The organism is Micromonospora palomenae, assembly GCF_007829925.1.
In the GTDB taxonomy this organism is placed as follows: Bacteria; Actinomycetota; Actinomycetes; order Mycobacteriales; family Micromonosporaceae; genus Micromonospora; species Micromonospora purpureochromogenes.
The window spans coordinates 1016395-1037585 of record NZ_VIXA01000001.1 but is presented as its reverse complement, the minus strand read 5'-3'; the positions used below and the strand labels follow the sequence as shown (position 1 = coordinate 1037585).

Genomic DNA, 21191 nt, shown 5'->3' with positions numbered 1-21191 from the left:
ACGGACGCGGGACGTGCGGCGTCCGGGGTGGTCCGCGGTTGCGGCCCTCAGTTACGGATCAACATCGCCAGGTCATGGGCCGATGCTAGCGGCCACCGGCGGGCCTGGCGATCCCGTTTCGCGAGCGCACACGAACCGGGGTGGGACCCGTGCGGGTCCCACCCCGGTCGGTGGTCGTGCGGTCAGCGGCGCGTCGGGCCGCCGTCGACCGGCGGGATGACCATGGTGGCCTCGCTGTCGGCCGGCGCCGGCTCGTCGTGGGTGGCCGTCGCCTGCCGGGGCGGGGTGGCCGGCCGGGTCGCCTCCGACCCGCTGTACGGGGCGATCGGCTGGGTCAGGTCCGTCTCGTCGTAGCGGGACACCGCCTGGGTCCGGTCCGCGTCGGCGTCCCGGGGCACCACCTGGGTCCGGTCGGCGTCGTCGTCCCGGGGCACCGGCTGGGTCTGCTCCGACTCGCCGTACGGGGTGACCGGCGTGGCGAGGTGGGCCTGCACGTCCCGCTTGCCGGCCTGGTACGCCCGGGCGTGCGTGGCGATGAGCCGCGACTCCTCCTCGGCGCGGCTGAGCCAGGACTCCCAGCGGCTCTGCATCGGCCGGACCAGTCCGCCGCCGACCCCGACGACCAGGATGCCGCCGACGGTGGCGAGGACGGCGATCAGCACCGGGGTGGTGACGGCGGTGGCGACGCCGATCTGGTTGAGCGCGGCGATGATGCCCAGGCCGAGGATGAACACCGAGGCGATGGTGGCCAGCACCCGGCCGTAGGACAGGCCGCCGAGGGCGCTGCTGATGATGTCCTTCACGGCGTTGGCGATGGCCGCGGCGACCACCACGATGACGATCGCGACGAAGGCGCGGGGCAGCCAGGCGATGACCCCGGCGATCAGGTCGGAGATCGGGTTCGGTCCCCAGATGCCGAAGGCCAGTTGCAGGGTGACCAGCAGGATCCCGTAGTAGGCGAGCTTGGCGACGATGTCGCTGGCGTCGTACTTGGACCGGGCGAGCGCGGTCTTGATGCCACCCCGCTCGACGGCCTTGTCGAAGTGCACCCGCTCCAGGACCTTGTCCACGATCTTCAGTACGGCCTTGGCGATCAGCCAACCCACCACGAGGATCGCCACGAAGGCGACCGCCTTCGGCAGGAAGAGCATCACCGCGCGGAGGGCGTCACCCACCGCGTCGCCGAAGTTGTCTTTCATAGCTGCCCTCCACACGGAACGTCAGGTCGTCGGCCCCGACCTACCCGAACCCGCCGGTGGGGAAACTTTCACGCACCGCGACAGGCGTAGCTCACCTCCGCGCGGGCCTGATGCGGCGACGGGGAGACGATGTTGACGGTGGCCGTCTCGGTGGTGCTGCCGACCCCGTTGAACGCCCACTTCAACGACAGCGTGACGGTGCGCTGGCCCCAGCCGACCCGCTCGCTGAGCAGGGCACCGGGCGGGGAGCCGGAGCGCAGCCACTGGTACTCGATCACGCCGCTGCGGCCGTTGGTCCGCACGGTGGCGACCACGTCGACGGTGACGTCGCACCGGTCCCCGGCCGGCTGCGGCACCGCCACGGTCACCTCCCCGATCTCCAACGGGTCGAGCCGCTGCCACAGGTAGAAGCCGACGACGGCGACCAGCGCCACGGTGAGCAGGCCGGAGAGCACCGCCACCACCCGCCGCCAGAGGGGCCGCCGACGGCGCGGCGGGGACGCCGTCGGCCAAGCCGGCGCGGCGGGCGGCGTCGTGGGCACGCCGGGCCCGAACCGCACCTCACCGCCCGCCCCGGTCGGTCCGGCCGGCGAGGGTACGCCCCGACCCGTGGCCAGCGTGGCCGCGCTGGCCGGGGTGGTGCTGGCGTACGTCGCCTCGGTCGCGCCGAGCCGCACGGTCGAGTCGAGCGCGCCGGCGTCCACCGCTGGCCCGGTCGCGCCGAGGCGCGCGGTCCGGTCGGCGGCCCCGAGGTGCACGGTGGCGTCCGTGCCGCCGAGGTACGTGGTCTGGTCGGCGGTGCCGAGGTGCACGGTTGCGTCCGTGCCGCCGAGGTGCACGGTCCGGTCGCTCGCTCCCAGGTGGACGGTCTGGTCCACGACGCTGCGCGGGCTGCCGTGGCCCTCGCCGCCCAGGTGCACCGTCCGGTCCACCGATCCGAGCTGGACCGTCTCGGCGGCGCCCCCGAGCTGCACCGTCCGGTCCAGGTTCACGGTCCGGTCCAGGTTCACGGTGCCGTCCAGGTTCACGGTCCGGTCCAGGTTGACCGTGCCGTCCAGGTCGACGGTCCGGTCGGCCGGGCCGGGACGCCCGGTCGCGGCCAGGTGGACGGTGGGCTCGTCGTCGCCGGGCGGCGTCGCGCCCCGCTCCCCCGGCCTGGTCATCGGAGGTCACCTTTCGTCGGGAACTGTCGCACCGGCCGGCTCCTAGCCGGGGGTGCAGTACGAGGAGAGCGACACGTACACCGGCCCGGCCGGGTCGGCGGCGTTGCCGGCGACGTCGACGGCGACCACCTGGATCGGGATGCGGGTGCTGGACTTCGGCGCCGGCAGGTCACCGAGGGTGCCCCGGTAGACGCCCCGCCCGACGTGGGTCATGCCGATGGCGCGGGTGACGCCGCCGAGGGTGTAGCGGAAGCTCACCCGCAGGTCCTCGGCGCTGGTCCGGTCGTCGCTGGCGGTCGCGGTGACCGTGCTCGACCGGTTGCCGTAGGGACAGCCTCCGGGTTCGAGGAGGGTGGGGCTGGCGTCGAGCTTCCCGACGACGGGTGCCGTGGCGTCCGGTGGCGGCGGCGGGCTGGTCGACGCGCTGGGCGTCGGGCTCGCGCTGCGGGACCGGGTGGGCGTCGCGGTGGCCGACCGGGTCGGCGACGTCGTGGCGGTGGCCGACGCCGGGGCCGTCGGGGTCGGGCTGGGCGACACGGCGTCGATGGCGGGCGCGGCGGCCAACGGGCTGGGGCCGAGCGAGGTGAGGGCGGAGGCGCGCGGCGCGGCCGGGCCGTCGGCGAGGGTCAGCGCCGGCGCGTGCCGGGCGGCGTAGCTCAGGCCGGCGCCGCCGAGCAGCAGGGCGGCGACGAGGCCGGCACCGAGCAGTACGGCGCGGCCGGTCCCGCGCCGGGCGGCCGACCCCGTCTCGCCGAACGTGGTGCTGGCCAGGCTGGTGGCGCCGGCGGTGCCGTCGGGGAACGGGAAGAGCGCGGCGAGCAGCGCGGCCCGGCGGGCCAGCTCGGCCAGGCCCCGCTCCTCCCAGTCCGCGCCGTAGGCGTCCGCGGCGGTGCGTTCCAGCTCGGCGAGGAAGACCTCCGCCGGCTGCGGCCGGTCGGCGGGCTGCTTGGCCATGCCGTGGCGGAGCAGGTCGTGCACGGGTGGCGGGGCCGCCTCGGTGGGGATCGGCGCCTGCGCGTGCTGGGTCCGCAGGGTGATCAGGTTGCGCCCGTCGTACGGGGGGCGGCCGGTGAGGCACTCGTAGAAGGTGGCGGTGGCGGCGTAGATGTCGCAGGCCGGGCTGGCCGGCGCGCCGGTCCACTGTTCGGGGGCCATGTAGCGGGGGGTGCCGCTGACCGAGCCGCCGCCGTCCCGGCCGACCGGTACGGCGATGCCGAAGTCGGCCAGCTTGCTCTGCCCGTCGATGTCGACCAGCACGTTCTCGGGCTTGTAGTCGCGGTGCACGACGCCCCGGGCGTGCGCGGCGGCCAGCCCGGCGAGGGAGCCCTTGAGCACGCAGAGGGCCGCCTCGGGCTCGGTGGGGCCGTGGGCGCGCAGCATCTGCCGCAGGGACACCCCGTTGACCAGCTCCATCACAATGGCGGCGCCGTGCGGGGACTCGACGTACTCGTAGAGCCGGGAGATGTGCGGGTCCTCCACCTCGACGAGCAGCTGGGCCTCGTCGCGGAACGCGGTCCGGGTCGGGTCGTCGTCCACCGCGCTGGTCAGGTACTTGATGGCGACGGGGGTGCCGCTGGCGTCGTGGGTGGCCAGCAGGACGCGGCCGGACGCGCCGGCGCCGAGCTGCCGTACCGCCGTGTAGCCGGACAGCTGCCAGTCGGCGCTCACGCGGCGGCCTCCCCGGCCTGCGGGGAGCGGTCACGGGTCAGGGCCACGCTGATCATTCTCGTCACGGGGGGCGTCCGGTCCATCGGCGCAACGGTTGCTCCACCGCGTCCGGATGTCCGTGATGATGGATGGGTTTCGGTCAGAGGATTTGACGCGGGCCGTTCAGCGGTGCCCTTCCCGGCGGTGGCCGTCGCCGGGGACGCTCGGCACCGCCTCCGGCGCGTCGATCTGCTCCCCGGCGCCGCGGGCCAGCTTGTCGAAGAACCGGAGCAGTTCCACCGGGAACGGCATGACCAGGGTGCTGTTCTTCTCGGCCGCCACGTCCACCACCGTCTGCAACAGTCGCAGCTGGTAGGCGCCCGGGGTGTCGGCCATCGCCCGGGAGGCGTCGGCGAGCCGGCGGGACGCCTGGAACTCGCCGTCGGCGGCGATCACCCGGGCGCGACGTTCGCGTTCCGCCTCGGCCTGCCGCGACATGGACCGCTTCATCCCCTCCGGCAGCGAGACGTCCTTGACCTCGACCCGTTCGATGAGCAGTCCCCACGGCTTCTCGGTGGGCGCGTCGATCACCGCCTTCAACTCGGCGTTGATCCGGTCCCGGTCCCGCAGCAGGGTGTCGAGGTCGGCCTTGCCGATCACCGACCGCAGCGCGGTCTGGGCCACCTGGAGCACCGCCGATGGGTAGTCCCGCACGTTGACCAGCACCTTCACCGGGTCGACCACCCGGTAGTAGACGACCGCGTCGACCGTGAGGGTGACGTTGTCCCGGGTGATGACGCCCTGCGCGGGCACCCCGATCACCGTGGTCTGCATGCTGACCCGGACCATCCGGTCGGCGACCGGGATGATCAGGTGGAGACCGGGCTGCCGGATGCGGTCCAGCACCCGGCCGAAGCGGAAGACGACACCGCGCTGGTACTGCTGCACCATCCGGACGCTGAGCGCGAGCAGCAGCACGACGAGCGCGACGACGATGACCAGAGCGACGAACCCGGCGGCGGCTCCCATGACCCCCTCGTTCCCGGAGGCGCCCGCCTCCGGCGCCGCGCATACCCGATTCGGCGGGCGGCAGTCCTGCGCTGCGACCGTCCGCCACCGGCGCGCGCATCCGCCCGGTGGCGCGTGCGGTCCTGCGGATGTGGAGTACCCCGAGCCCGCCCTCGTCGTCGTGGATCTGCACGTGGTGGTGACCTGTGCGCCGTGCGCCGTGCCCGGTGCCCGGGTGCGGGGCTGCCTGGTGATCCGGGGAGTCGAACCCCGCGCTGCCCTCCGCGCGCCAGAAGGGGTGACCAGCTTGCAGCCGGTCGGGTGTGCACGCCTTCGCGACGACTACCTGCTCCACATCGGCCCGCCTACTCGCGCAGGTCGGCCTCCCAGTTGGTGCGCTGGATCAGCACGTCCAGCTCGCGCAGCTCCCGGGCCAGGCCGTCCGCGCGGCCGCGCAGGTCGGCCACCGGCAGCGCGGCGAGCATCTTCAGCTCCGACCGGAGCTGGCGTACCGCGTGGCCGCGCCCGCTACCGGCGGCGGCGTCGGCCGCGGCGGTGACGGCGGCGTGCCGCATCCGCAGTACGTCCCGGCGCGCCAGCGCGTCGGTCAGGGTGCCCACCCCGGGCACCTCGACGGCCGCGTTGGTGCGGTTGATCCGGCGGATCAGCGTCTCCAGCCGGCCGAGCACCTCGTCCAGTTCGTCGAGGAGCGCCCCGGCGTCCTCGGCGGGCGTCTCACCCTCCTGGAACCGGGCGTTGGCCGTGATCCGGCCGCGCAGCTGCTCGACCCGGCGGGTCCCGTCGGCGCGATCCGCCAGCGCCTCACCGAGCTTCACGTCGTACCTCCCCCGTCGACTGGATCAGCAGGATAGATGATCTAGCTGGCGCCGGCCGACCGGTTTTCCGGCCGGGGGGCGAACGGGCCCCGGCCGAGCCGCCGGCGGCCGATCGCAGCGATTGCCGGAACGGGCGCTGGCCTGCGGGGACGGGCACTAGCGTGAGGACGGAAGGGGAGCTGCAGGCTGGTGGCCGTCGAGCGACCGTCGGGACGTCGAGGAGTTGGTGTCGAGGTGGCGAAGTTCCTGTTGAAGTCGACCTACTCCGCCGCGGGGCTCAAGGGGCTGGTCGACGACGGTGGCACGAAGCGCGCCGAGGTCGTCCGGAAGATGATCGAGGAGGCCGGCGGGCGGATGGAGTCGATGCACTTCGCGTTCGCGGAGGACGACACCTACGTGTTGTGTGAGCTGCCGGACCACAAGACGGTGGCCGGGCTGGCAATCGCGATCGGCGCGACGGGCGGCCTGAGCGTCCAGATCACTCCGGTGCTGACTCCCGCCGAGGTCGACGAGGTGACCCGGATGAAGACCACGTACACACCCCCGGGTCAGTGACCGGCGGACAATGAGCTAGTCGGCGGACGGGCTTTCCCGCGGTACGAGGTCGGGCGCGACGTCGGCGATCCGCTGCCGCATCGACCTGCGGCCCAGGGCGGCCAGCGCCTCGTCGACGAGCCGGCTCAGCGGGTACGGCAGCTCCGCCTCGAACTGGCGGGCGGCGGCCGTGGTGGCGACCGATTCGGCGTCCAGCACGGGCAGCAGCGACTCGGCCCTCGGGGTGAGGTGGGCGATGCGCTGCCGGGCGTCCGCGCCGGGGCTGAGCGTGACCAGGCCCGCCTTCGCCAGCTGCGCGACGGTCTGGCTGGCGGCGGAGTGGGTCACCCCGGTCGCCTCGGCCAGCGCGCGGATCGACGCGGGGCCGTGCGCCGCCAACGTCCGGATCACCGGGGTGAACCGCGGCCGGAACCCGGGCAGCCCGAGGTCGGCGTAGACGGCGGCGACCTCGCCGTCGAGCAGGTCGAGCAGATGGCGCAGCCGGGTGCCGAGGAGTTCGGGGCCGGGCGGTCGGGCGGGCATGTGGGCTAATGTAACAGCGCTGTTGCATCTAGTCCCTGGGGAGGGCCCACGCATGGACGCGCGCTATCCGCCGATCGAGCCGTACGACCACGGCATGCTCGACGTCGGCGACGGCAACGCCGTGTACTGGGAGGTCTGTGGCAATCCCGACGGCAAGCCCGCGCTCGTCGTGCACGGCGGACCGGGCTCGGGGTGCGGCACCGGGGTCCGCCGGTTCTTCGACCCGGCGCGCTACCGGATCGTGCTGTTCGACCAGCGCGGCTGCGGGCGCAGCACCCCGCACGCCAGCGACCCGGCCACCGACCTGCGGCACAACACCACCCACCACCTGGTCGCCGACATGGAACGCCTGCGCGAGCACCTGGGCGTGCGGCGCTGGCTGCTGCACGGCGGGTCGTGGGGCTCGACCCTCATCCTGGCGTACGCGCAGCGGCACCCCGAGCGGGTGTCCGAGATCGTCATCAACGCGGTCACCAGCACCCGCCGCTCGGAGATCGACTGGCTCTACCGGGGCGTCGGCCGGTTCTTCCCCCAGCAGTGGGACCGCTTCCTCGCCGGCGCGCCCGGCACCCCACGCGACGGCGACGTCGTCGGCGCGTACGCCCGGCTGATGGCCGACCCGGACCCGGCGGTACGCGAGCGGGCCACCGTCGACTGGTGCGCCTGGGAGGACGCGGTCGTCTCCGGAGAGGCGGCCGTGACCAACCCGTACAGCGACCGCCCCTCGGCGGCCCGGACGGCAATGGTCCGCATCTGCTCGCACTACTTCGCCCACGGCGCCTGGCTGGAGGAGGGCGTCCTGCTGCGCGACGCGCACCGGCTCGCCGGGATTCCCGGGGTGCTGGTCCACGGCCGGCTCGACCTGAGCAGCCCGCTGGACACCGCCTGGCAGCTGCACCGGGCCTGGCCGGACTCCGAGCTGATCGTCGTCGAGCAGGCGGGGCACTTCGGCACCGACGAGACCCGGGGCCACGTGGTGCGCGCCCTCGACCGCTTCGCCACCGCCGGCTGACGCCGCCGGGCCCGCGCCACGGATCCACTCCCCGACGGCCTCCGGGGCCGCGGGCCACCTCGGGCACGTCGCGCCGGGCGGCCCACCGCAACGCCACGTCCGATCGCCGCCAGCGATCGGCGTCGCCCGCGCGCAGAGTCGGGTACGGCCGGGTGGACCGCACCGGCCGTGAGCGTTCGCGAAGGGCAGGACCATGCACGTCGTACCCGATCTGAAGGTGCTCTACTTCGGCACCCCTGTGGTGTTGATCAGCTCCCGGAACCCGGACGGGAGCGCCAACCTCGCGCCGATGTCGTCGGCGTGGTGGCTGAACCGGTCGGCCATGCTCGGCCTGGGCGACAGCGGCCAGACGACGGCCAACCTGCGGCGCGAGGGCGAGTGCGTGCTGAACCTGCCGTCCTCGGCGATGGTCGACGCGGTGGACCGGATCGCGCTGACCACCGGCCGGCCCGACGTACCGGAGCACAAGGCCGCCCAGGGCTACCGGTACGAGCCGGACAAGTTCGCCCTCGCCGGGCTGACCCGCCAGCCGTCGGACCTGGTCGCGCCGCCCCGGGTGGCGCAGTGCCCGATCCAGTTGGAGTGCCGGGTGGTCGCCTCGTACCCGTTCGGCGGGACGCCGTCGTCCGCCACCGCCTTCCAGGTGGAGGTGCTGCGCGCGCACGTCGAAGAGGACCTGGTCATCCCGGGCACGTCGTACGTGGACCCGCTGGGCTGGGATCCGCTGATCATGAAGTTCTGCGAGTTCTTCGGCGGTGGGCGCAACGTGCACCCGTCCCGGCTGGCCGAGGGCTGGCGGATGCCGCACGGGGGCCGGGTCGTGGCCCCGACGTCCTGACCTGCCGTCGTGACACGCCCGGATCATCCTGCGCGAGAGACCTCGCCGACCGGCTCGACGCCCCGGCGCTGCACGCCGCGCAGGTGACCGGGCTGGGCGCCACCCTGGACGGTTGTCGGCGGCGGTACATCGTGACGCCGCCGGCGCGCCGTCCGGGCACATCGGATCGACGCGGGGCTCTAGCGCCCGGGCCGGTCATGGCAATATCCTCCACTTCACGCGCGCACTTTGGAGTTCTCTTTCATCGCTGCCCCCTGGGCCACCGCCGGCCCGCCGAGGAGATGCCATGCACTTCGACCACCCTGAACTCGACCGTCGTACCCTGCTGCGGGCCGGCCTGGGCGCGGCGGCCGTCGCGGTCGTCGGGTCCGAACTGGCCTTTCCGGTCGCCGCGCAGGCCGATCCCGGCGCGGACCTCGACTGGATCTACAGCTGCGAGGAGTGGGGGGCCCGCCCGCCCGCCGACCCGCTGGTGATCAGCGCCATCCCCACCAACAAGATCATCGTGCACCACATGGCGTTCCCCAACGTCACGGACTACTCCGAGGCGCAGGCGATCAAGCTGGCTCGGGACTGCCAGAACCTGCACATGGACGGCAACCGCTGGTCCGACACCGGCCAGCACTTCACCATCAGCCGCGGCGGCTACGTGATGGAGGGGCGGCACGGCAGCCTGGAGCGGCTCCAGGCCGGCGACCGGCAGATGGTCTCGGCGCACTGCCCCGGCGAGAACGGCCGGTCGATCGGCATCGAGAACGAGGGCACCTACGTCACCGACACCCCGCCGGACGAGCTGCTCGACTCGCTGGTGAAGCTCTGCACCACCATCTGCCGCCAGTACGGCCTGCACGCCCACGACATCTTCGGTCACTGGGACTTCCGCACCACCCTCTGCCCGGGCGCGACGTTCTACCGGCTCTTCCCCGACGTGCGCCGCCGGGTGTTCGAGAAGCTCGGCACCGACCTCGCCGACGTGCCGGCCCGCCGCTGGCCGGACCTGTGGCGCTTCGTCGGCTCCCCGTCCGTCCGGGTCGCGCAGTACCTGTTGGCGTACCGCGGCTACGCCGTCACGCCGAACAGCGCCTTCGACGCCGCCACCGTGGCGGCCGTGCAGGACTGGCAGGCCCGCAACGGCATTCCGGTCGACATCGACGCCACCATCACCGGCCCCACCTGGGAGACCCTGGCGCCGGAGCTGGAGAAGGACGCGACCGGCCTGCCGGTCCAGGCGGTGCAGTTCATCCTCAACGTGAAGGGCTACGCCGACGTCGCCGTCACCGGCGAGTACGACCACGCGACGAAACTGGCCGTCCAGGACATCCAGCAGCTGCACGGGCTGCCGGACAACGGGAAGGTCAGCACCAGCACGTGGTGCGCGCTGGTCGGCGGGGTGGTGCGCCAGTCGTTCCGCCAGGACTGAGTACGCGACGGGGCGCATGCGGCGGCGACGGCAGCCGACCTAGTCTTGCTCGGGTGACCGCCGCCGCCCTGCACCGCGCTCTCACCGACCCCGGCCCACCACCGCTGCGAGCCCTGCCCGCCCCGGTCGCCGAACTCCTGTCCACCCTCGACGCGCCGCCGCGGCTCGCCGCGCACCTGCGCGCCGTGCACGATGTCGCCTGGCACCTGACCGCCGCCCTGGCAGACTGGTCCCCGCTGCTGGAGTTCGACCGGGCAGCCGTTCTCTTCGGCGCGGCCACCCACGACATCGGCAAGGTCGTCCACCCCGAGGAACTCTGCGGGCCCGGGTCGGCCCACGAGCCCGCCGGTCGGGAACTGCTGCTGCGCCACGGTGTCGACGCCGCGCTGGCCCGGTTCGCCGCGACCCACGCCGCCTGGCGGGGCGGCGACGTCGATCTCGACGACCTGCTGGTCAGCCTCGCCGACAAGGTCTGGAAGGGCAAGCGGGTGGCCGAGCTGGAACAGCTGGTGGTCAACCGGCTGGCCCGGGCCACCGGCAGCGAGCCGTGGCAGGCCTTCATGGACCTCGACGACATCCTGACCCGCCTCGCCGCCGACGCGGACCGACGGCTCGCCTTCCAGGCGAGTCACCCGGTGTAGGTACGAGCCCGTCGGTCCCTGTCGGGGCGGCGCCTGCTCCCCCGCGTCCATGCCGGTCCGCGTCCCGATCGGCGTGTACGCCGCCATCGCACCCCGGACGGGTGGGACGATGCGCTGGTCACCAAGTCACGGAGGGGTGCCATGGCTACCCAGCTCAACCCGTACCTCAACTTCGCCGGCAACGCACGCGAGGCGATGGAGTTCTACCAGCAGGTTTTCGGTGGGGACCTGTCGCTGACCACGTTCCGCGAGTTCGGCACCGAGGACCCGGCGATCGCCGACCAGGTCATGCACGCCCTGCTCCGGACGGCCCACGGCCACGTGCTGATGGCCTCCGACATGCCACCCGGCATGGAGATCCGACGCGGCAACGCCAACACGGTCAGCCTCAGCGGCGACGACGCCGACGAGCTGCGCCGCTGGTGGGAGCAGCTCTCCTCCGGCGGCGTGGTGAGCGTGCCGCTGGAGAAGCAGATGTGGGGCGACGAGTTCGGCCAGTGCGAGGACCGGTTCGGCACCCCGTGGATGGTCAACATCACCCAGGCGCAGGCCTGACCCGCAGCGCCGGGCCGAGGTAGCGCGCCCACCGGCTGTTTGGGCGGCAGCGGGATCGGAAAGTGTGGCGGGCATGAAGTGGGCCAGTCGAGCCGTACCCGTCGTCGCCGCCGCTCTCGCGGGCCTCGCCGCACGCGACGTCCTCCAGCGCGACCACGCGCTGCTGCGCAACTTCCCGGTGGTAGGCCGGGCGCGCTACCTGCTGGAGTCGATCGGGCCGGAGCTGCGGCAGTACATCGTCGCCGGCAACAACGAGGAGCGGCCGTTCACCCGCGACCAGCGGCGCTGGATCTACGCCTCGGCCAAGCAGGAGAACAACTACTTCGGCTTCGGCACGGACAACGACATCGAGTACACCCCCGGCTATCCGATCATCAAGCACCGCACCTTCGGCCGGGCCGTGCCGCCGTCGTCGCCGACGGCCGGGCACGACGTACGGCTGCCGGCGGCGAAGGTGCTCGGCGGGGCGCGGGGGCGGGCGCGGGCGTTCCGCCCGGAGTCGGTCGTCAACATTTCCGGGATGAGCTTCGGCTCGCTCTCCGGCAACGCGGTCACCGCGCTGAACAAGGGCGCGGCGCTGGCCGGTTGCCTGCAGAACACCGGCGAGGGTGGGCTGTCGCCGTACCACCGCAACGGCGGGGACCTGGTGTTCCAGATCGGCACGGCGTACTTCGGCTGCCGCGACGAACGCGGCCGGTTCAGCCTCGACAGGCTCAAGGACCTGGTGGCCGGCGCCCCCGTGCGGGCGTTGGAGGTCAAGCTCAGCCAGGGCGCCAAGCCCAGCCTGGGCGGGCTGCTGCCCGGGGCGAAGGTGTCCGCCGAGATCGCCGAGACCCGGGGCATCCCGCAGGGGCGGGACTGCGTCAGCCCGTCCCGGCACGCCGAGTTCTCCGACTGCGACAGCCTGCTGGACTGGGTGGAGCTGCTCGCCGCCGAGACCGGCCTGCCGGTGGGCATCAAGTCCGCCGTCGGTGACCTCGGCTTCTGGGAGGAGCTGACCACGCTGATGCGCGACACGGGGCGCGGCGTGGACTTCGTGACCGTGGACGGCGGCGAGGGCGGCACCGGCGCCGCGCCGCTGATCTTCACCGACTCGGTGTCGCTGCCGTTCCAGCAGGGCTTCGCCCGCGTCTACCGCACCTTCGCCGAGAAGGACCTGCACGAGCGGACGGTCTTCGTCGGGGCCGGCAAGCTGGGCCTGCCGGACAACGCCGTCGTCGCGTTCGCGCTCGGCTGCGACATGGTCAACGTCGGCCGGGAGGCGATGCTGGCGATCGGCTGCATCCAGGCGCAGAAGTGCCACACCGACACCTGCCCGACCGGCGTCGCCACCCAGAACCCGTGGCTCGCCCGGGGCCTGGATCCCACGTCGAAGTCGGTCCGCGCCGCCAACTACATCCGCACGCTGCGGCGGGACCTGGTGAAGGTGGCCGAGGCGTGCGGTGTCGAGCACCCCGGCCTGATCGACACCGACGCGGTGGAGATCCTGGACGGCCGGACCTCCTCCACCCCGCTGCGCGAGGTGTACGGCTACCGGCCCGAATGGGGGCGGCCATCGGCGGCCGACCGGGCGGAGATCGTCGCGCTGATGACCGGGGAGGCGCCGCAGGGCGGCAGCGCCCCGCCCTCGGCGACCGCGATGGGCTGACCGCTCACTCCTCGATCGCGCCGCCCACCGCCCGCAGGTGCTCGCGGAAGGTCAGCGACGGGTCCTCCGCCCGCCGGGCCAGGTACGCGCCGAAGCCCACCTGCGCCCGCAACGGCACACCGGCGCGGATCAGGTCGGCCTGCCGCCGCTCGGTGTCCCGGATCGACTCGGCCAGGTCGAACAGCTCCCCGACCCGCTCGGCCGGCACGAAGAGCACCCCGTCGTCGTCGCCGAGGACGACGTCGCCGGCGTCGACCGTCTGCTGCCCCACCTCGGCCGACGCCAGCGCCCCCGGGGGCCGGGCGTCGAGGCGCTGCGGGCCGGTGGGGATCGCGCCCAGGCTGAACACCGGCAGCCCGACGGCGCGGATGTCGGCGGTGTCCCGGTGCAGGCCCCAGACCACCACGCCGGCCAGGCCCGCGGCCTGCGCCTCCAGCACCACCAGGTCGCCGACGCAGCTCTCGTCGGCGCGCCCGCCGTTGTCGACGACGAGCACGTCGCCGGGCGACGCCCGGTCGATCGCCTCGAGGAAGATGTCGACGCTGCCGACGTGCCGGGCGGGCGTCACCCGGCCGGCGAGCCGCCCACCGGGCAGGACGGGTCGCACGGCAGCCGGCGCGCAGCGTACCGGCACCCCGGCGCGCAGGCAGGCGTCGGCGACGTGGGCGGTGGTCAGCACCGCGAACCGCCGGCGCAGGTCTGGGGCATCGACGTTCATTCCCCGACCGTAGTGCGCCCGGCCCGGCCCGGTGGCCGGCCACTTCCGTACTCGTGGACTGCTTCCGGCGGCCCTGGCGTCAGCGGCGGAAGGTCCGGTCGAGCAGGTCGAACAGGGCCGCCCAGTGCCGCTCGGTGGCCCGCTCGTCGTACGCCGGGGTGTCGGCCATCGTGTAGCCGTGGTGTGCGCCGGGGTAGACCTCGGAGCGGTGCCGGACGCCGGCCGTCGCCAGGGCCTTCGCCAGCGTCTCGATCTGCTCCGCGGTCATCGACCGGTCGTTGTCGGCGTGCCCGAAATACAGCTCGCCGATGACCGCGCCGACGGCCAGGTGCGGGCTGTCCGCCGCGTCGGTGACGATCCGGCCTGCGTGGAAGCTGGCCGCGGCGGCGAGCCGGTCCGGGTGCGCCTCGATCGCGCGCAGCGCAGTCGTCCCACCCATGCAGTACCCGGTGACGGCGGCCGGGCCGGGCGTCACGCCCGGCTGGGCGGCCAGGAAGTCGAGGTAGGCGGCGGTGTCCCGGGCCACCACGTCCGGGGTCAGCGCCGTGATCAGCGGCATCAGCCGGCCGAGGAGCGCGCCGCGCCGCTCCGGGTCGCCGAGGCCGGTCAGGTCGACCAGGGGTGCCCGGCCGGCGCGGTGGAACAGGTTCGGCACCAGCAGCACGTACCCCGCGGCGGCGATCCGCTGCGCCATCTCGGCCAGCCGGGGCCGCAGCCCGAACGCGTCCATGAAGAGCAGGACCGGCGGGAACGGGCCGTCCCCGTCCGGTCGGACCAGGTACGCGTCGGCGCCACCGCCGCTGGTCGGAACGTCCACGGTCGTCGTCCGCACGGGCAGCCTGTTCGTCGTCACGTCCCGACGCTACCCAAGGTGGCGCGTCGCCCGACGAAATAAGGTGGCCCGTCCCGTGCCACTCCGGCAGGATCCGGACCGATGCTGATCAGACGTGAGACCCCCGCCGACATCGCCGCCATCCACGCGGTGCACACCGCCGCGTTCGCCTCGGCGGACGCCCCGGACGCCGTACCCGTCGAGGCCCCGCTGGTCGACGCGCTGCGCGCCGACGACGGTTGGCTGCCCGCCCTCTCGCTGGTCGCCACCGACGCCGACGGGCAGGTCGTCGGGCACGTCGTCTGCACCCGGGGCACGGTGGCCGGCGCGCCGGTGGCGCTCGGCCTGGGCCCGCTCGGGGTGCTGCCCGGCTGGCAGCGCCGGGGCGTGGGGTCGGCGCTGATGCACGCGGTGCTCGGTGCGGCCGACGCGCTGGACGAGCCGCTGGTCGTGCTGCTCGGGCACCCGGAGTACTACCCGCGGTTCGGGTTCCGGCCGGCGGTCGACCTGGGCGTGACACCGCCCGGCCCGTGGGGTCCGCAGTACTTCATGGCCCGGCCGTTGAGCGCCTGGCGGCCCGACATCCAGGGCCCCTTCGCGTACGCGAAGCCCTTCGCCGACCTGTAGCGGCCTTCCCGCGCGCCCGCCGCTCGGGCATGCTGGGGTGATGGGAGAGGTGCTACCGATGCCCAGCTTCGGTGACCTGTTCACCGACACGCGGGGCGACGAGCGGACGATGCGGGTCAGCTACCACCCGGAACGCGGTGCCGTGGTGCTCTCACTGTGGAGCGGGCCCGTCTGCCGAGGCTCCTTCCGGCTGGCCGCCGACGACGTGGGCCGGCTGCGGGCCCTGCTCACCGCCATCGACGCGGACGCCGCGCGCCCGGCCGCCGGCTCGGGCGGCACGACGGCCACCGCCGGGGGCGAGGCCGCGGCGGAGGCCACGGAGGTCATCCAGACCGGCGACGTCTCGGGTACGGCTCACCGGGCGGCGCTGCCGATCCTGCCGGCGCCGCGGGTCGCCTAGCCCGAGGACAAGGGCGGCGTCCTCGACGTGGGGTGACTAGCATCCGCGGGATGTCGATCACGCCGAGGACGGTCCGGCTGCTCATGCCGGTGGCGGCGGCGCTCTTCCTCGGCGTGGCCCTGGCCATCCGAGCCGTCGACGACGGCGCGTTGCGGCAGTACTCCGGCACCGCCCTGTACGCGTCGATGGTGTGGGCGGGGGTGCTGTTCCTGTGGCCGCGAATGGCACCGGTGCCGGTCGGGGTGATCGCGATGCTGTTCTGCTGGATGGTGGAATGTGCGCAGCTGACCGGGGTGCCGGCGGAGTTGTCGGCGCGGAGTCTGGTCGCGCGGCTGGCGCTCGGGATCCAGTTCGATCCGGTCGATCTGCTCTGGTACCCGATCGGGGTGATCCCGCTGGCGGCACTGCACCGACTGGTGGCCGGTGGCGTCCCGCTCACGCCTCGCGGGCAGCGGGAGGGCTCTGCTCAAGGCGGTGCCAGGTCTGACTGATTGCCTGCCGGGACCGCACATCGGGTCGTCGGGAAGCTCAGGCCGGCCGAGCACCTGGCACAGCCGGCGGACCTGGCCGTCGTTCGACGAACAGGGCCGGCGGATGTCGGACCACGTACATACGCTGCCGGCCCGTGAGCATGAACGGGAACTGGTTGCGGGTCACCCCGGCCGAGCTGGCGCGCGCGAAGGACGATCTGGGCTGGGCGTACGACGTCGCGCAGGCGGCCATGGACGGTGCGGGCGAGCGCGTCGACGGCACCGGCAAGGCGTGGCACGCCTTCGACTTCCTGCTCGACCGGCAGGGCGTCGAGCTGCCGATCGTGTACGGGGCCGAGGCGTTCGTCGAGACGCCGGAGGCGGAGGACGAGGACGACGTCACGGAGGATTCCGAGCACGACTGGGGTTACGGGCCGCCCCGCTACCTGACCCCGGAGCAGGTGGCGGAGGCCGCCGCGACGCTCGGCGGTCTCACCGAGGACGACCTGAGCCGCGGCGTCGACCAGGCCGAGCTGGCGCGCGCCGACATCTACCCGCAGGTCTGGGACCGGCCGGACCAGCTGTCGTGGGTGACGCACCACCTGCCGTACGCGCAGCGTTTCTTCGCGGCGGCGGCGCGGGAGGGCGACGCCGTCATCTGCTGGCTCGATTAGGGACGGTCGCCGAACGTGCCGGACCGACGGTCAGGCCGGTCGGGTGGACCGTGCGGTCTCGTCGTGCTCCGTCGCCCCGGTGGTGGCGGTCAGCCAGGCGCGGATGTCGTCGCCGTGCTCGTCGAGGCCAGGCGGTGGCAGGTCGTAGCGGGGCGGGGTTTCGGAGAAGCCGATCGGGTGCCGGGCGCCGGGCACGCCGTTGACCGTGACCACCGGGTCGAGCCCGAGCTGCTCGGCCAGGGCGACGCCGCCGTCGACGGTGGTGATCGGGGCACACGGTACGCCTGCGGCGGTGAGGTCACGGAACCACTCGTCCCGGGTCCGCCGGGCCAACCGCGCCACCAGGAGCGGGCGCAGGGCGTCCCGGTGCACGGTGCGGTCCTGGTTGCGCCCGAACCGGGGGTCGTCGGCCAGCTGGGGCAGGCCGAGCACCTGGCACAGCCGGCGGAACTGGCCGTCGTTCCCGGCGATGACGACGAGGTCGCCGTCGGCGGTGGGCAACGGCTCGTACGGGAACAGGCTCGGGTGGGCGTTGCCCATCCGGTACGGGGCCGCGCCGCCGGCGACGTACCCGCTGGTGTGGTTGACCAGACCGGACAGCGCCGAGGAGAGCAGGTTTACCTCGACGTGCTGGCCGACGCCGGTGCGGGCCCGGTGGTGCAGGGCGGCGAGGATGCCGACCGCCGCATGCAGGCCGGCGATCACGTCGAACACGGCGACGCCGGCCTTGTACGGCGGACCGTCGGCGTCACCGGTGAGGCTCATCAGGCCCGACGCCGCCTGGACCATCAGGTCGTAGCCCGGCAGGTGCGCACCGGCGTCGGCGCCGAAGCCGCTGACGGAGGCGTAGACGATCCGGTCGTTGCCGGCCGCGACGCTGTCGTAGTCCAGGCCGAAGCGGCGCAGGCCACCGGGGCGGAAGTTCTCGATCATGACGTCGGCGCGGCGGGCGAGTTCCCGCGCGACGGCCAGGTCGTCGGGGTCGGCGAGGTCCAGCGCGATCGAGCGCTTGTTGCGGTTCACGCCGAGGTAGTAGGTGGAGACGCCCTCGCGCGCCGGCGGCGTCCAGGCCCGGGTGTCGTCCCCACCAGGCCCCTCCACCTTGATCACCTCGGCGCCGAGGTCGGCCAGGAGCATGGTCGCGTACGGCCCGGCGAGGATGCGCGAGAAGTCCGCGACGAGGACGCCGTCGAGCGGTCCGGCCCGCTGCTCCGCCATCACCACTCCCCTCCCCCGCCGTGGATGCCGCGCCCACGGCCTGGGTGCGCACCGGTGCCGCCCGTCGACCGGATGGAGGACACGATGGCACACCGAGGGTCCGTGCCGGCAGCGGAGCAGGACCAAGCCCAGTACGTCCAGCTCAAGCCGCTCGGGCTGCGCGGCGTCTTCGCCGGCGGACTGCTGGAACGCATCCCGGCCGCCTGCCCCCGGTACGCCCGACCGCCCCCGTGCCACCGCCGCCGGCCTGATCCGGACGCCGCGCTGAGCGGCGTGGACGGCAGCGTCGGCCGTCCGGCAGGGCGAATCCGGGGGGCGGCGGCCGGCGGGGTGCCGGCGACGCCGACCGGCCGGCGGCGTCAGGAGAGGGCGCGGGCCAGCTCGGTGCGGGAGCGGATGCCGAGCCGGTGGAAGATGTTGCGCAGGTGGTGGTCGACGGTGCGGGTGGAGAGGAACATCCGCGCGGCGATCTCCCGGTTCGTGGCGCCCTCGGCGACCAGTTGGGCGATCCGCAGCTGCTGCCCGGTCAGCAGTCGGGCCGCCGACGGGTCCGGCGCGCCGACCGACTCCCCGGCCGCCCGCAGCTCGGCGGCCGCCTGCTCCGCCCAGGTGCTCGCCCCGATCAGGGTGAACGCCTCCCGGGCGTCGTGCAGGTGCTCCCGCGCGTCCCGGGGTCGCCGGCTGCGCCGCAGCTCGCGGCCGAGCAGCAGCTCGGTGCGGGCCCGCTCGAACGCGCCGGCGTCGGCGGGGTGCAGCCGCAGCGCGGCCCGGAACTCGCGCTCGGCCTCGGCGCTGCCCCGGGGCGCGAGCAGGGCGTGGCAGCGCGCGGAGAGGGCCCGGCGGGACGGGCTCGCCGTGCTGCTGGCCCACCGGTCGAAGACCGCGAGCGCGGCGCCGGCCGCCGCCCGGTCTCCGCCGGCGGCGGCCGCCTCGACCAGGTACGGGGTGGCCATCACCTGGACGAGCACCTGCCCCCGGCCGGTGCCGGGTCGGGCCAGCGCGGTCAGCCGCGCCGCGGCGGCGGCGTGCCGACCGGCGGCCAGGTCGAGCACGGCCAGCGCCCACTGGGCGAGGGCGCGCGGCCGGCTGTGTCCGCCCGGGTTCTCGCCGATTTCGCGGATCCGGCGCAGGCTGGTGTCCCGGTCGGCGCGGACCGCGGCGAGCACCGCCAGCATGCCCAGGTGCACCCCGGCCCAGTTGTCCTGACCGGTGTCGCGGGCGATCCGCAGTCCCTCCCGCGAGGTGTCCGCCGCGGCGTCGTGCCGACCCAGCCAGTACTCGGCGGCCGCCCGCAGCTCCAGGGCGCGCGGCAGGGCGGACAGCTCCCCACGGTGGTGGGCCAGCTCGACGGCGCGCTCGGCGAGCCGGTGCGCCGCGGCGTCCACGGCCACCAGCAGGCCGGCCGCCGCCGCGCAGGTCAGCGCCGCCGGGGTGAGCGCCGGCCCGGCCAGATGTCCACCGAGGACCACCGCGCGGCGCAGCGCCGGCCCGGCCCGCTCGTGATCGCCGCGCAGCGTCGCCGCCACCCCGGCGACGTAGTCGCTCAGCAGTTCCGTCGCGGGTGGGTCGTCGGGGCGGCGCAGCTGCTCCGCCCGCCGGGCCACCTCGGCGTAGCGGTACTGGTCGCCGGAGAAGCAGACCGCCTCGCCGGCGCGGACCAGCGCGCCGAGGGCCAGCGCGCGGTCGGTGCCCGCCAGCGTGTCCGCGGCGGCCAGCAGCGCGGTCAGCGCGGACCGGGCGCGACCGCCGCGCAGGTCCAGCTCCCCGCGCAGCAGTGCGGCCCGCCCGGTCACGGTCGGCTCGGCGACGGCGGGAAGGTTTCTCAGCAGCAGGCGGGCGCGGTGGGACCGGCCGGCCGACCAGGCGTACCGTGCGGCGGCCACCAGCCGGGCGGCGGCGCGGGCCGGGTCGTCGGTGAGCTCGGCGGCGCGTTGCAGGGCCGCCGAGGCGGCGTCGCCGCCAACCCCGTCGTCCGCCGCGGCCTGCTCCAGCTCCGTGGCCAGGGCCGGGTCCTGGCCCTCCGCGGCGGCGGCGAGGTGCAGGGCCCGGCGCAGCCGCTGACCGGGACCGTCGAGCGCCCCGGCGAGCAGCAGGTGCGCGGCGCGCCGCTCGGCGAGTGGCGCGGCGCCGCGCACCATGGCGCGGGCCAGGGGCTGCGGGAAGGTGACCCGGCCCGGTTCGACGCGGAGCAGGCCGGCGAGTTCGGCCGGGGCGAGCGCCTCGACGCTCGTGCCGGCGGCCCGCGCCGCGCGGAGCAGGGTGCCCGGCTCGCCCTCCTCGTCGAGCGCGGCGAGCAGCAGGACGCGCCGGGTCTCGGCCGGCAGGTGCTCCAGGCGGCTCCGGTAGGCGCGGCCCAGCCCGCCGTCGGTCGGCGGCGCCGCGGGCGCCGGCTCCTCGCCCCGGCACTGGCCGGGGGTGAGCACGCCGGCGAGGTCGACCAGGGCCTGCGGGTTGCCCCCGGCGACCGCGCCGAGCACCGCCGCCACCGGCGGGGCCACCGGCTGTCCGGCCAGCCGGTCGGCGAGCAGCGCGGCGCTGGCGCGGTCGTCGAGCGGGCGGAGCCGGTGACCGGGTATTCCCCCGACGAAGGCGTCCGTCGCCGTGGTGAGCAGGACGGCCACCCGCAGGTGGCGCAGGCGCCGGGCGACGAACGCCAACACCTCCGCGGTCGGCTGGTCGCCCCGGTCGACGTCGTCCATCGTGCACAGCACGGGACGGTCCCGCGCGGCGGCGGCGAGCAGCCCGAGCACGGCCATGGACAGCGCCAGGCGCCGGTGGGCCGGGCATCCCGCGCCGGCCAGCGCGCGCCGCAGCACCCGTCGTTGCTGCTCGGGCAGCGTGCGGGCCCGGTCCAGCACCGGTTCCAGCAGCCGTTGCAGTCCCGCGTACGGCAGCGCCGCCTCCTCGGCGAGCCCGACGCCGGCCAGGACGGTGCACCCGTCGGCGTGCCGACGCGCGTAGTCGACCAGGGCGGTCCGGCCGGAGCCGGGCTCGCCCTGCAGCAGCAGCGCTCCCCCGCCGGCGGGCAGGTCGTTCAGCAGCCGCCGGATCGCGGCGCACTCGTCGTCGCGGCCCCGCAGTACGGTTAATTGCACTGTTGATGCAGTAACCATCCATCGAGTGTCACTTATCGGAAACCTGTTGGAAAGAGTTGACTGGTGCGCGCCTGTCCACTGGGCGGCGTCGTTCCCTTGGCCAGCAGGGATGC

Annotated in this window: 20 protein-coding genes and 1 pseudogene; 11 read left to right on the top strand and 10 right to left on the bottom strand. The window is 74.5% G+C overall.

Going from position 1 to position 21191, the window contains the following annotated elements:
- Window positions 1–476 precede the first annotated feature (476 nt).
- The 5 genes and pseudogenes from FHX75_RS04610 to FHX75_RS04590 form a co-directional block, all read right to left on the bottom strand.
- Window positions 477–1199: pseudogene (locus FHX75_RS04610) on the bottom strand (membrane protein); the annotation flags it as partial.
- Between the two features lie 68 nt (window positions 1200–1267).
- Window positions 1268–2362: a hypothetical protein gene (locus tag FHX75_RS31105; protein ID WP_211364325.1), complete on the bottom strand. Its 1095-nt coding sequence runs from the start codon at window positions 2360–2362 to the stop codon at window positions 1268–1270.
- 42 nt (window positions 2363–2404) lie between these two features.
- Entirely contained in the window at window positions 2405–4030 is a 1626-nt protein-coding gene (locus FHX75_RS04600; RefSeq protein ID WP_154936810.1) for a serine/threonine-protein kinase, read from the bottom strand.
- 162 nt (window positions 4031–4192) lie between these two features.
- The gene (locus FHX75_RS04595) at window positions 4193–5038 is read right to left on the bottom strand and encodes an SPFH domain-containing protein (RefSeq protein ID WP_154936809.1); all 846 of its coding nucleotides are present in this window, start codon (window positions 5036–5038) and stop codon (window positions 4193–4195) included.
- Window positions 5039–5382: 344 nt separating this feature from the next.
- Window positions 5383–5853: a DIP1984 family protein gene (locus FHX75_RS04590; RefSeq protein ID WP_154936808.1), complete on the bottom strand. Its 471-nt coding sequence runs from the start codon at window positions 5851–5853 to the stop codon at window positions 5383–5385.
- A gap of 234 nt (window positions 5854–6087) precedes the next feature.
- Here FHX75_RS04590 and FHX75_RS04585 point away from each other — a divergent pair, with 234 nt between their 5' ends.
- Window positions 6088–6408, top strand: coding sequence for a GYD domain-containing protein (locus FHX75_RS04585; RefSeq protein WP_154936807.1), 321 nt, complete (start codon window positions 6088–6090; stop codon window positions 6406–6408).
- A gap of 15 nt (window positions 6409–6423) precedes the next feature.
- On the opposite strand, the gene FHX75_RS04580 is transcribed toward FHX75_RS04585, so the two are convergent.
- Window positions 6424–6930, bottom strand: coding sequence for a MarR family winged helix-turn-helix transcriptional regulator (locus FHX75_RS04580; protein ID WP_154936806.1), 507 nt, complete (start codon window positions 6928–6930; stop codon window positions 6424–6426).
- 52 nt (window positions 6931–6982) lie between these two features.
- Between FHX75_RS04580 and pip the strand changes: the two genes are divergently transcribed.
- The 6 genes from pip to FHX75_RS04550 all read left to right on the top strand — a co-directional run bounded on the left by pip (window position 6983) and on the right by FHX75_RS04550 (window position 13044).
- Window positions 6983–7942: a prolyl aminopeptidase gene (gene pip / locus FHX75_RS04575; RefSeq protein WP_154936805.1), complete on the top strand. Its 960-nt coding sequence runs from the start codon at window positions 6983–6985 to the stop codon at window positions 7940–7942.
- A gap of 193 nt (window positions 7943–8135) precedes the next feature.
- The gene (locus FHX75_RS04570; protein ID WP_154936804.1) at window positions 8136–8780 is read left to right on the top strand and encodes a flavin reductase family protein; all 645 of its coding nucleotides are present in this window, start codon (window positions 8136–8138) and stop codon (window positions 8778–8780) included.
- 286 nt (window positions 8781–9066) lie between these two features.
- Window positions 9067–10200, top strand: a complete 1134-nt coding sequence (locus tag FHX75_RS04565; protein WP_154936803.1) for a peptidoglycan recognition protein family protein — start codon at window positions 9067–9069, stop codon at window positions 10198–10200.
- Window positions 10201–10253: 53 nt separating this feature from the next.
- Window positions 10254–10841, top strand: a complete 588-nt coding sequence (locus tag FHX75_RS04560; RefSeq protein WP_154936802.1) for an HD domain-containing protein — start codon at window positions 10254–10256, stop codon at window positions 10839–10841.
- 141 nt (window positions 10842–10982) lie between these two features.
- Window positions 10983–11396, top strand: a complete 414-nt coding sequence (locus tag FHX75_RS04555; protein ID WP_154936801.1) for a VOC family protein — start codon at window positions 10983–10985, stop codon at window positions 11394–11396.
- Window positions 11397–11469: 73 nt separating this feature from the next.
- Window positions 11470–13044: an FMN-binding glutamate synthase family protein gene (locus FHX75_RS04550; protein WP_154936800.1), complete on the top strand. Its 1575-nt coding sequence runs from the start codon at window positions 11470–11472 to the stop codon at window positions 13042–13044.
- A gap of 4 nt (window positions 13045–13048) precedes the next feature.
- On the opposite strand, the gene FHX75_RS04545 is transcribed toward FHX75_RS04550, so the two are convergent.
- Both FHX75_RS04545 and FHX75_RS04540 read right to left on the bottom strand, forming a co-directional pair.
- Window positions 13049–13762, bottom strand: coding sequence for an RraA family protein (locus FHX75_RS04545; RefSeq protein WP_154936799.1), 714 nt, complete (start codon window positions 13760–13762; stop codon window positions 13049–13051).
- A gap of 79 nt (window positions 13763–13841) precedes the next feature.
- Entirely contained in the window at window positions 13842–14615 is a 774-nt protein-coding gene (locus FHX75_RS04540; RefSeq protein WP_425463468.1) for a dienelactone hydrolase family protein, read from the bottom strand.
- Between the two features lie 81 nt (window positions 14616–14696).
- On the opposite strand from FHX75_RS04540, the gene FHX75_RS04535 reads away from it, so the two are divergent.
- From FHX75_RS04535 to FHX75_RS04520, 4 genes are all read left to right on the top strand, one after another.
- Entirely contained in the window at window positions 14697–15221 is a 525-nt protein-coding gene (locus FHX75_RS04535; protein ID WP_154936798.1) for a GNAT family N-acetyltransferase, read from the top strand.
- Window positions 15222–15279: 58 nt separating this feature from the next.
- Complete coding sequence (locus FHX75_RS04530) at window positions 15280–15621, top strand: hypothetical protein (RefSeq protein ID WP_154936797.1); 342 nt, start codon at window positions 15280–15282, stop codon at window positions 15619–15621.
- 50 nt (window positions 15622–15671) lie between these two features.
- Window positions 15672–16112: a ribosomal maturation YjgA family protein gene (locus FHX75_RS04525; RefSeq protein ID WP_154936796.1), complete on the top strand. Its 441-nt coding sequence runs from the start codon at window positions 15672–15674 to the stop codon at window positions 16110–16112.
- A 140-nt stretch (window positions 16113–16252) separates the two neighbouring features.
- A complete protein-coding gene (locus tag FHX75_RS04520) occupies window positions 16253–16765 on the top strand; it encodes a DUF1877 family protein (RefSeq protein ID WP_154938792.1) in 513 nt (170 codons plus the stop codon).
- A gap of 30 nt (window positions 16766–16795) precedes the next feature.
- Here FHX75_RS04520 and FHX75_RS04515 read toward each other — a convergent pair whose 3' ends face one another.
- Together FHX75_RS04515 and FHX75_RS04510 are read right to left on the bottom strand one after the other, a co-directional pair.
- Window positions 16796–17983, bottom strand: coding sequence for a CaiB/BaiF CoA transferase family protein (locus FHX75_RS04515; protein ID WP_154936795.1), 1188 nt, complete (start codon window positions 17981–17983; stop codon window positions 16796–16798).
- Window positions 17984–18342: 359 nt separating this feature from the next.
- Window positions 18343–21078, bottom strand: a complete 2736-nt coding sequence (locus FHX75_RS04510) for a helix-turn-helix transcriptional regulator (RefSeq protein WP_246157640.1) — start codon at window positions 21076–21078, stop codon at window positions 18343–18345.
- Between the last annotated feature and the right edge of the window lie 113 nt (window positions 21079–21191).

Excerpts from the sequence above, each read along its gene's own strand:
- FHX75_RS04525 (WP_154936796.1), top strand. The coding sequence starts at position 15,672 with ATGTCGATCACGCCGAGGACGGTCCGGCTGCTCATGCCGGTGGCGGCG.
- pip (WP_154936805.1), top strand. The coding sequence starts at position 6,983 with ATGGACGCGCGCTATCCGCCGATCGAGCCGTACGACCACGGCATGCTC.
- FHX75_RS04550 (WP_154936800.1), top strand. The coding sequence starts at position 11,470 with ATGAAGTGGGCCAGTCGAGCCGTACCCGTCGTCGCCGCCGCTCTCGCG.
- FHX75_RS04570 (WP_154936804.1), top strand. The coding sequence starts at position 8,136 with ATGCACGTCGTACCCGATCTGAAGGTGCTCTACTTCGGCACCCCTGTG.
- FHX75_RS31105 (WP_211364325.1), bottom strand. The coding sequence starts at position 2,362 with ATGACCAGGCCGGGGGAGCGGGGCGCGACGCCGCCCGGCGACGACGAG.
- FHX75_RS04595 (WP_154936809.1), bottom strand. The coding sequence starts at position 5,038 with ATGGGAGCCGCCGCCGGGTTCGTCGCTCTGGTCATCGTCGTCGCGCTC.
- FHX75_RS04580 (WP_154936806.1), bottom strand. The coding sequence starts at position 6,930 with ATGCCCGCCCGACCGCCCGGCCCCGAACTCCTCGGCACCCGGCTGCGC.
- FHX75_RS04545 (WP_154936799.1), bottom strand. The coding sequence starts at position 13,762 with ATGAACGTCGATGCCCCAGACCTGCGCCGGCGGTTCGCGGTGCTGACC.
- FHX75_RS04555 (WP_154936801.1), top strand. The coding sequence starts at position 10,983 with ATGGCTACCCAGCTCAACCCGTACCTCAACTTCGCCGGCAACGCACGC.
- FHX75_RS04515 (WP_154936795.1), bottom strand. The coding sequence starts at position 17,983 with ATGGCGGAGCAGCGGGCCGGACCGCTCGACGGCGTCCTCGTCGCGGAC.
- FHX75_RS04530 (WP_154936797.1), top strand. The coding sequence starts at position 15,280 with ATGCCCAGCTTCGGTGACCTGTTCACCGACACGCGGGGCGACGAGCGG.
- FHX75_RS04520 (WP_154938792.1), top strand. The coding sequence starts at position 16,253 with ATGAACGGGAACTGGTTGCGGGTCACCCCGGCCGAGCTGGCGCGCGCG.
- FHX75_RS04565 (WP_154936803.1), top strand. The coding sequence starts at position 9,067 with ATGCACTTCGACCACCCTGAACTCGACCGTCGTACCCTGCTGCGGGCC.
- FHX75_RS04535 (WP_154936798.1), top strand. The coding sequence starts at position 14,697 with ATGCTGATCAGACGTGAGACCCCCGCCGACATCGCCGCCATCCACGCG.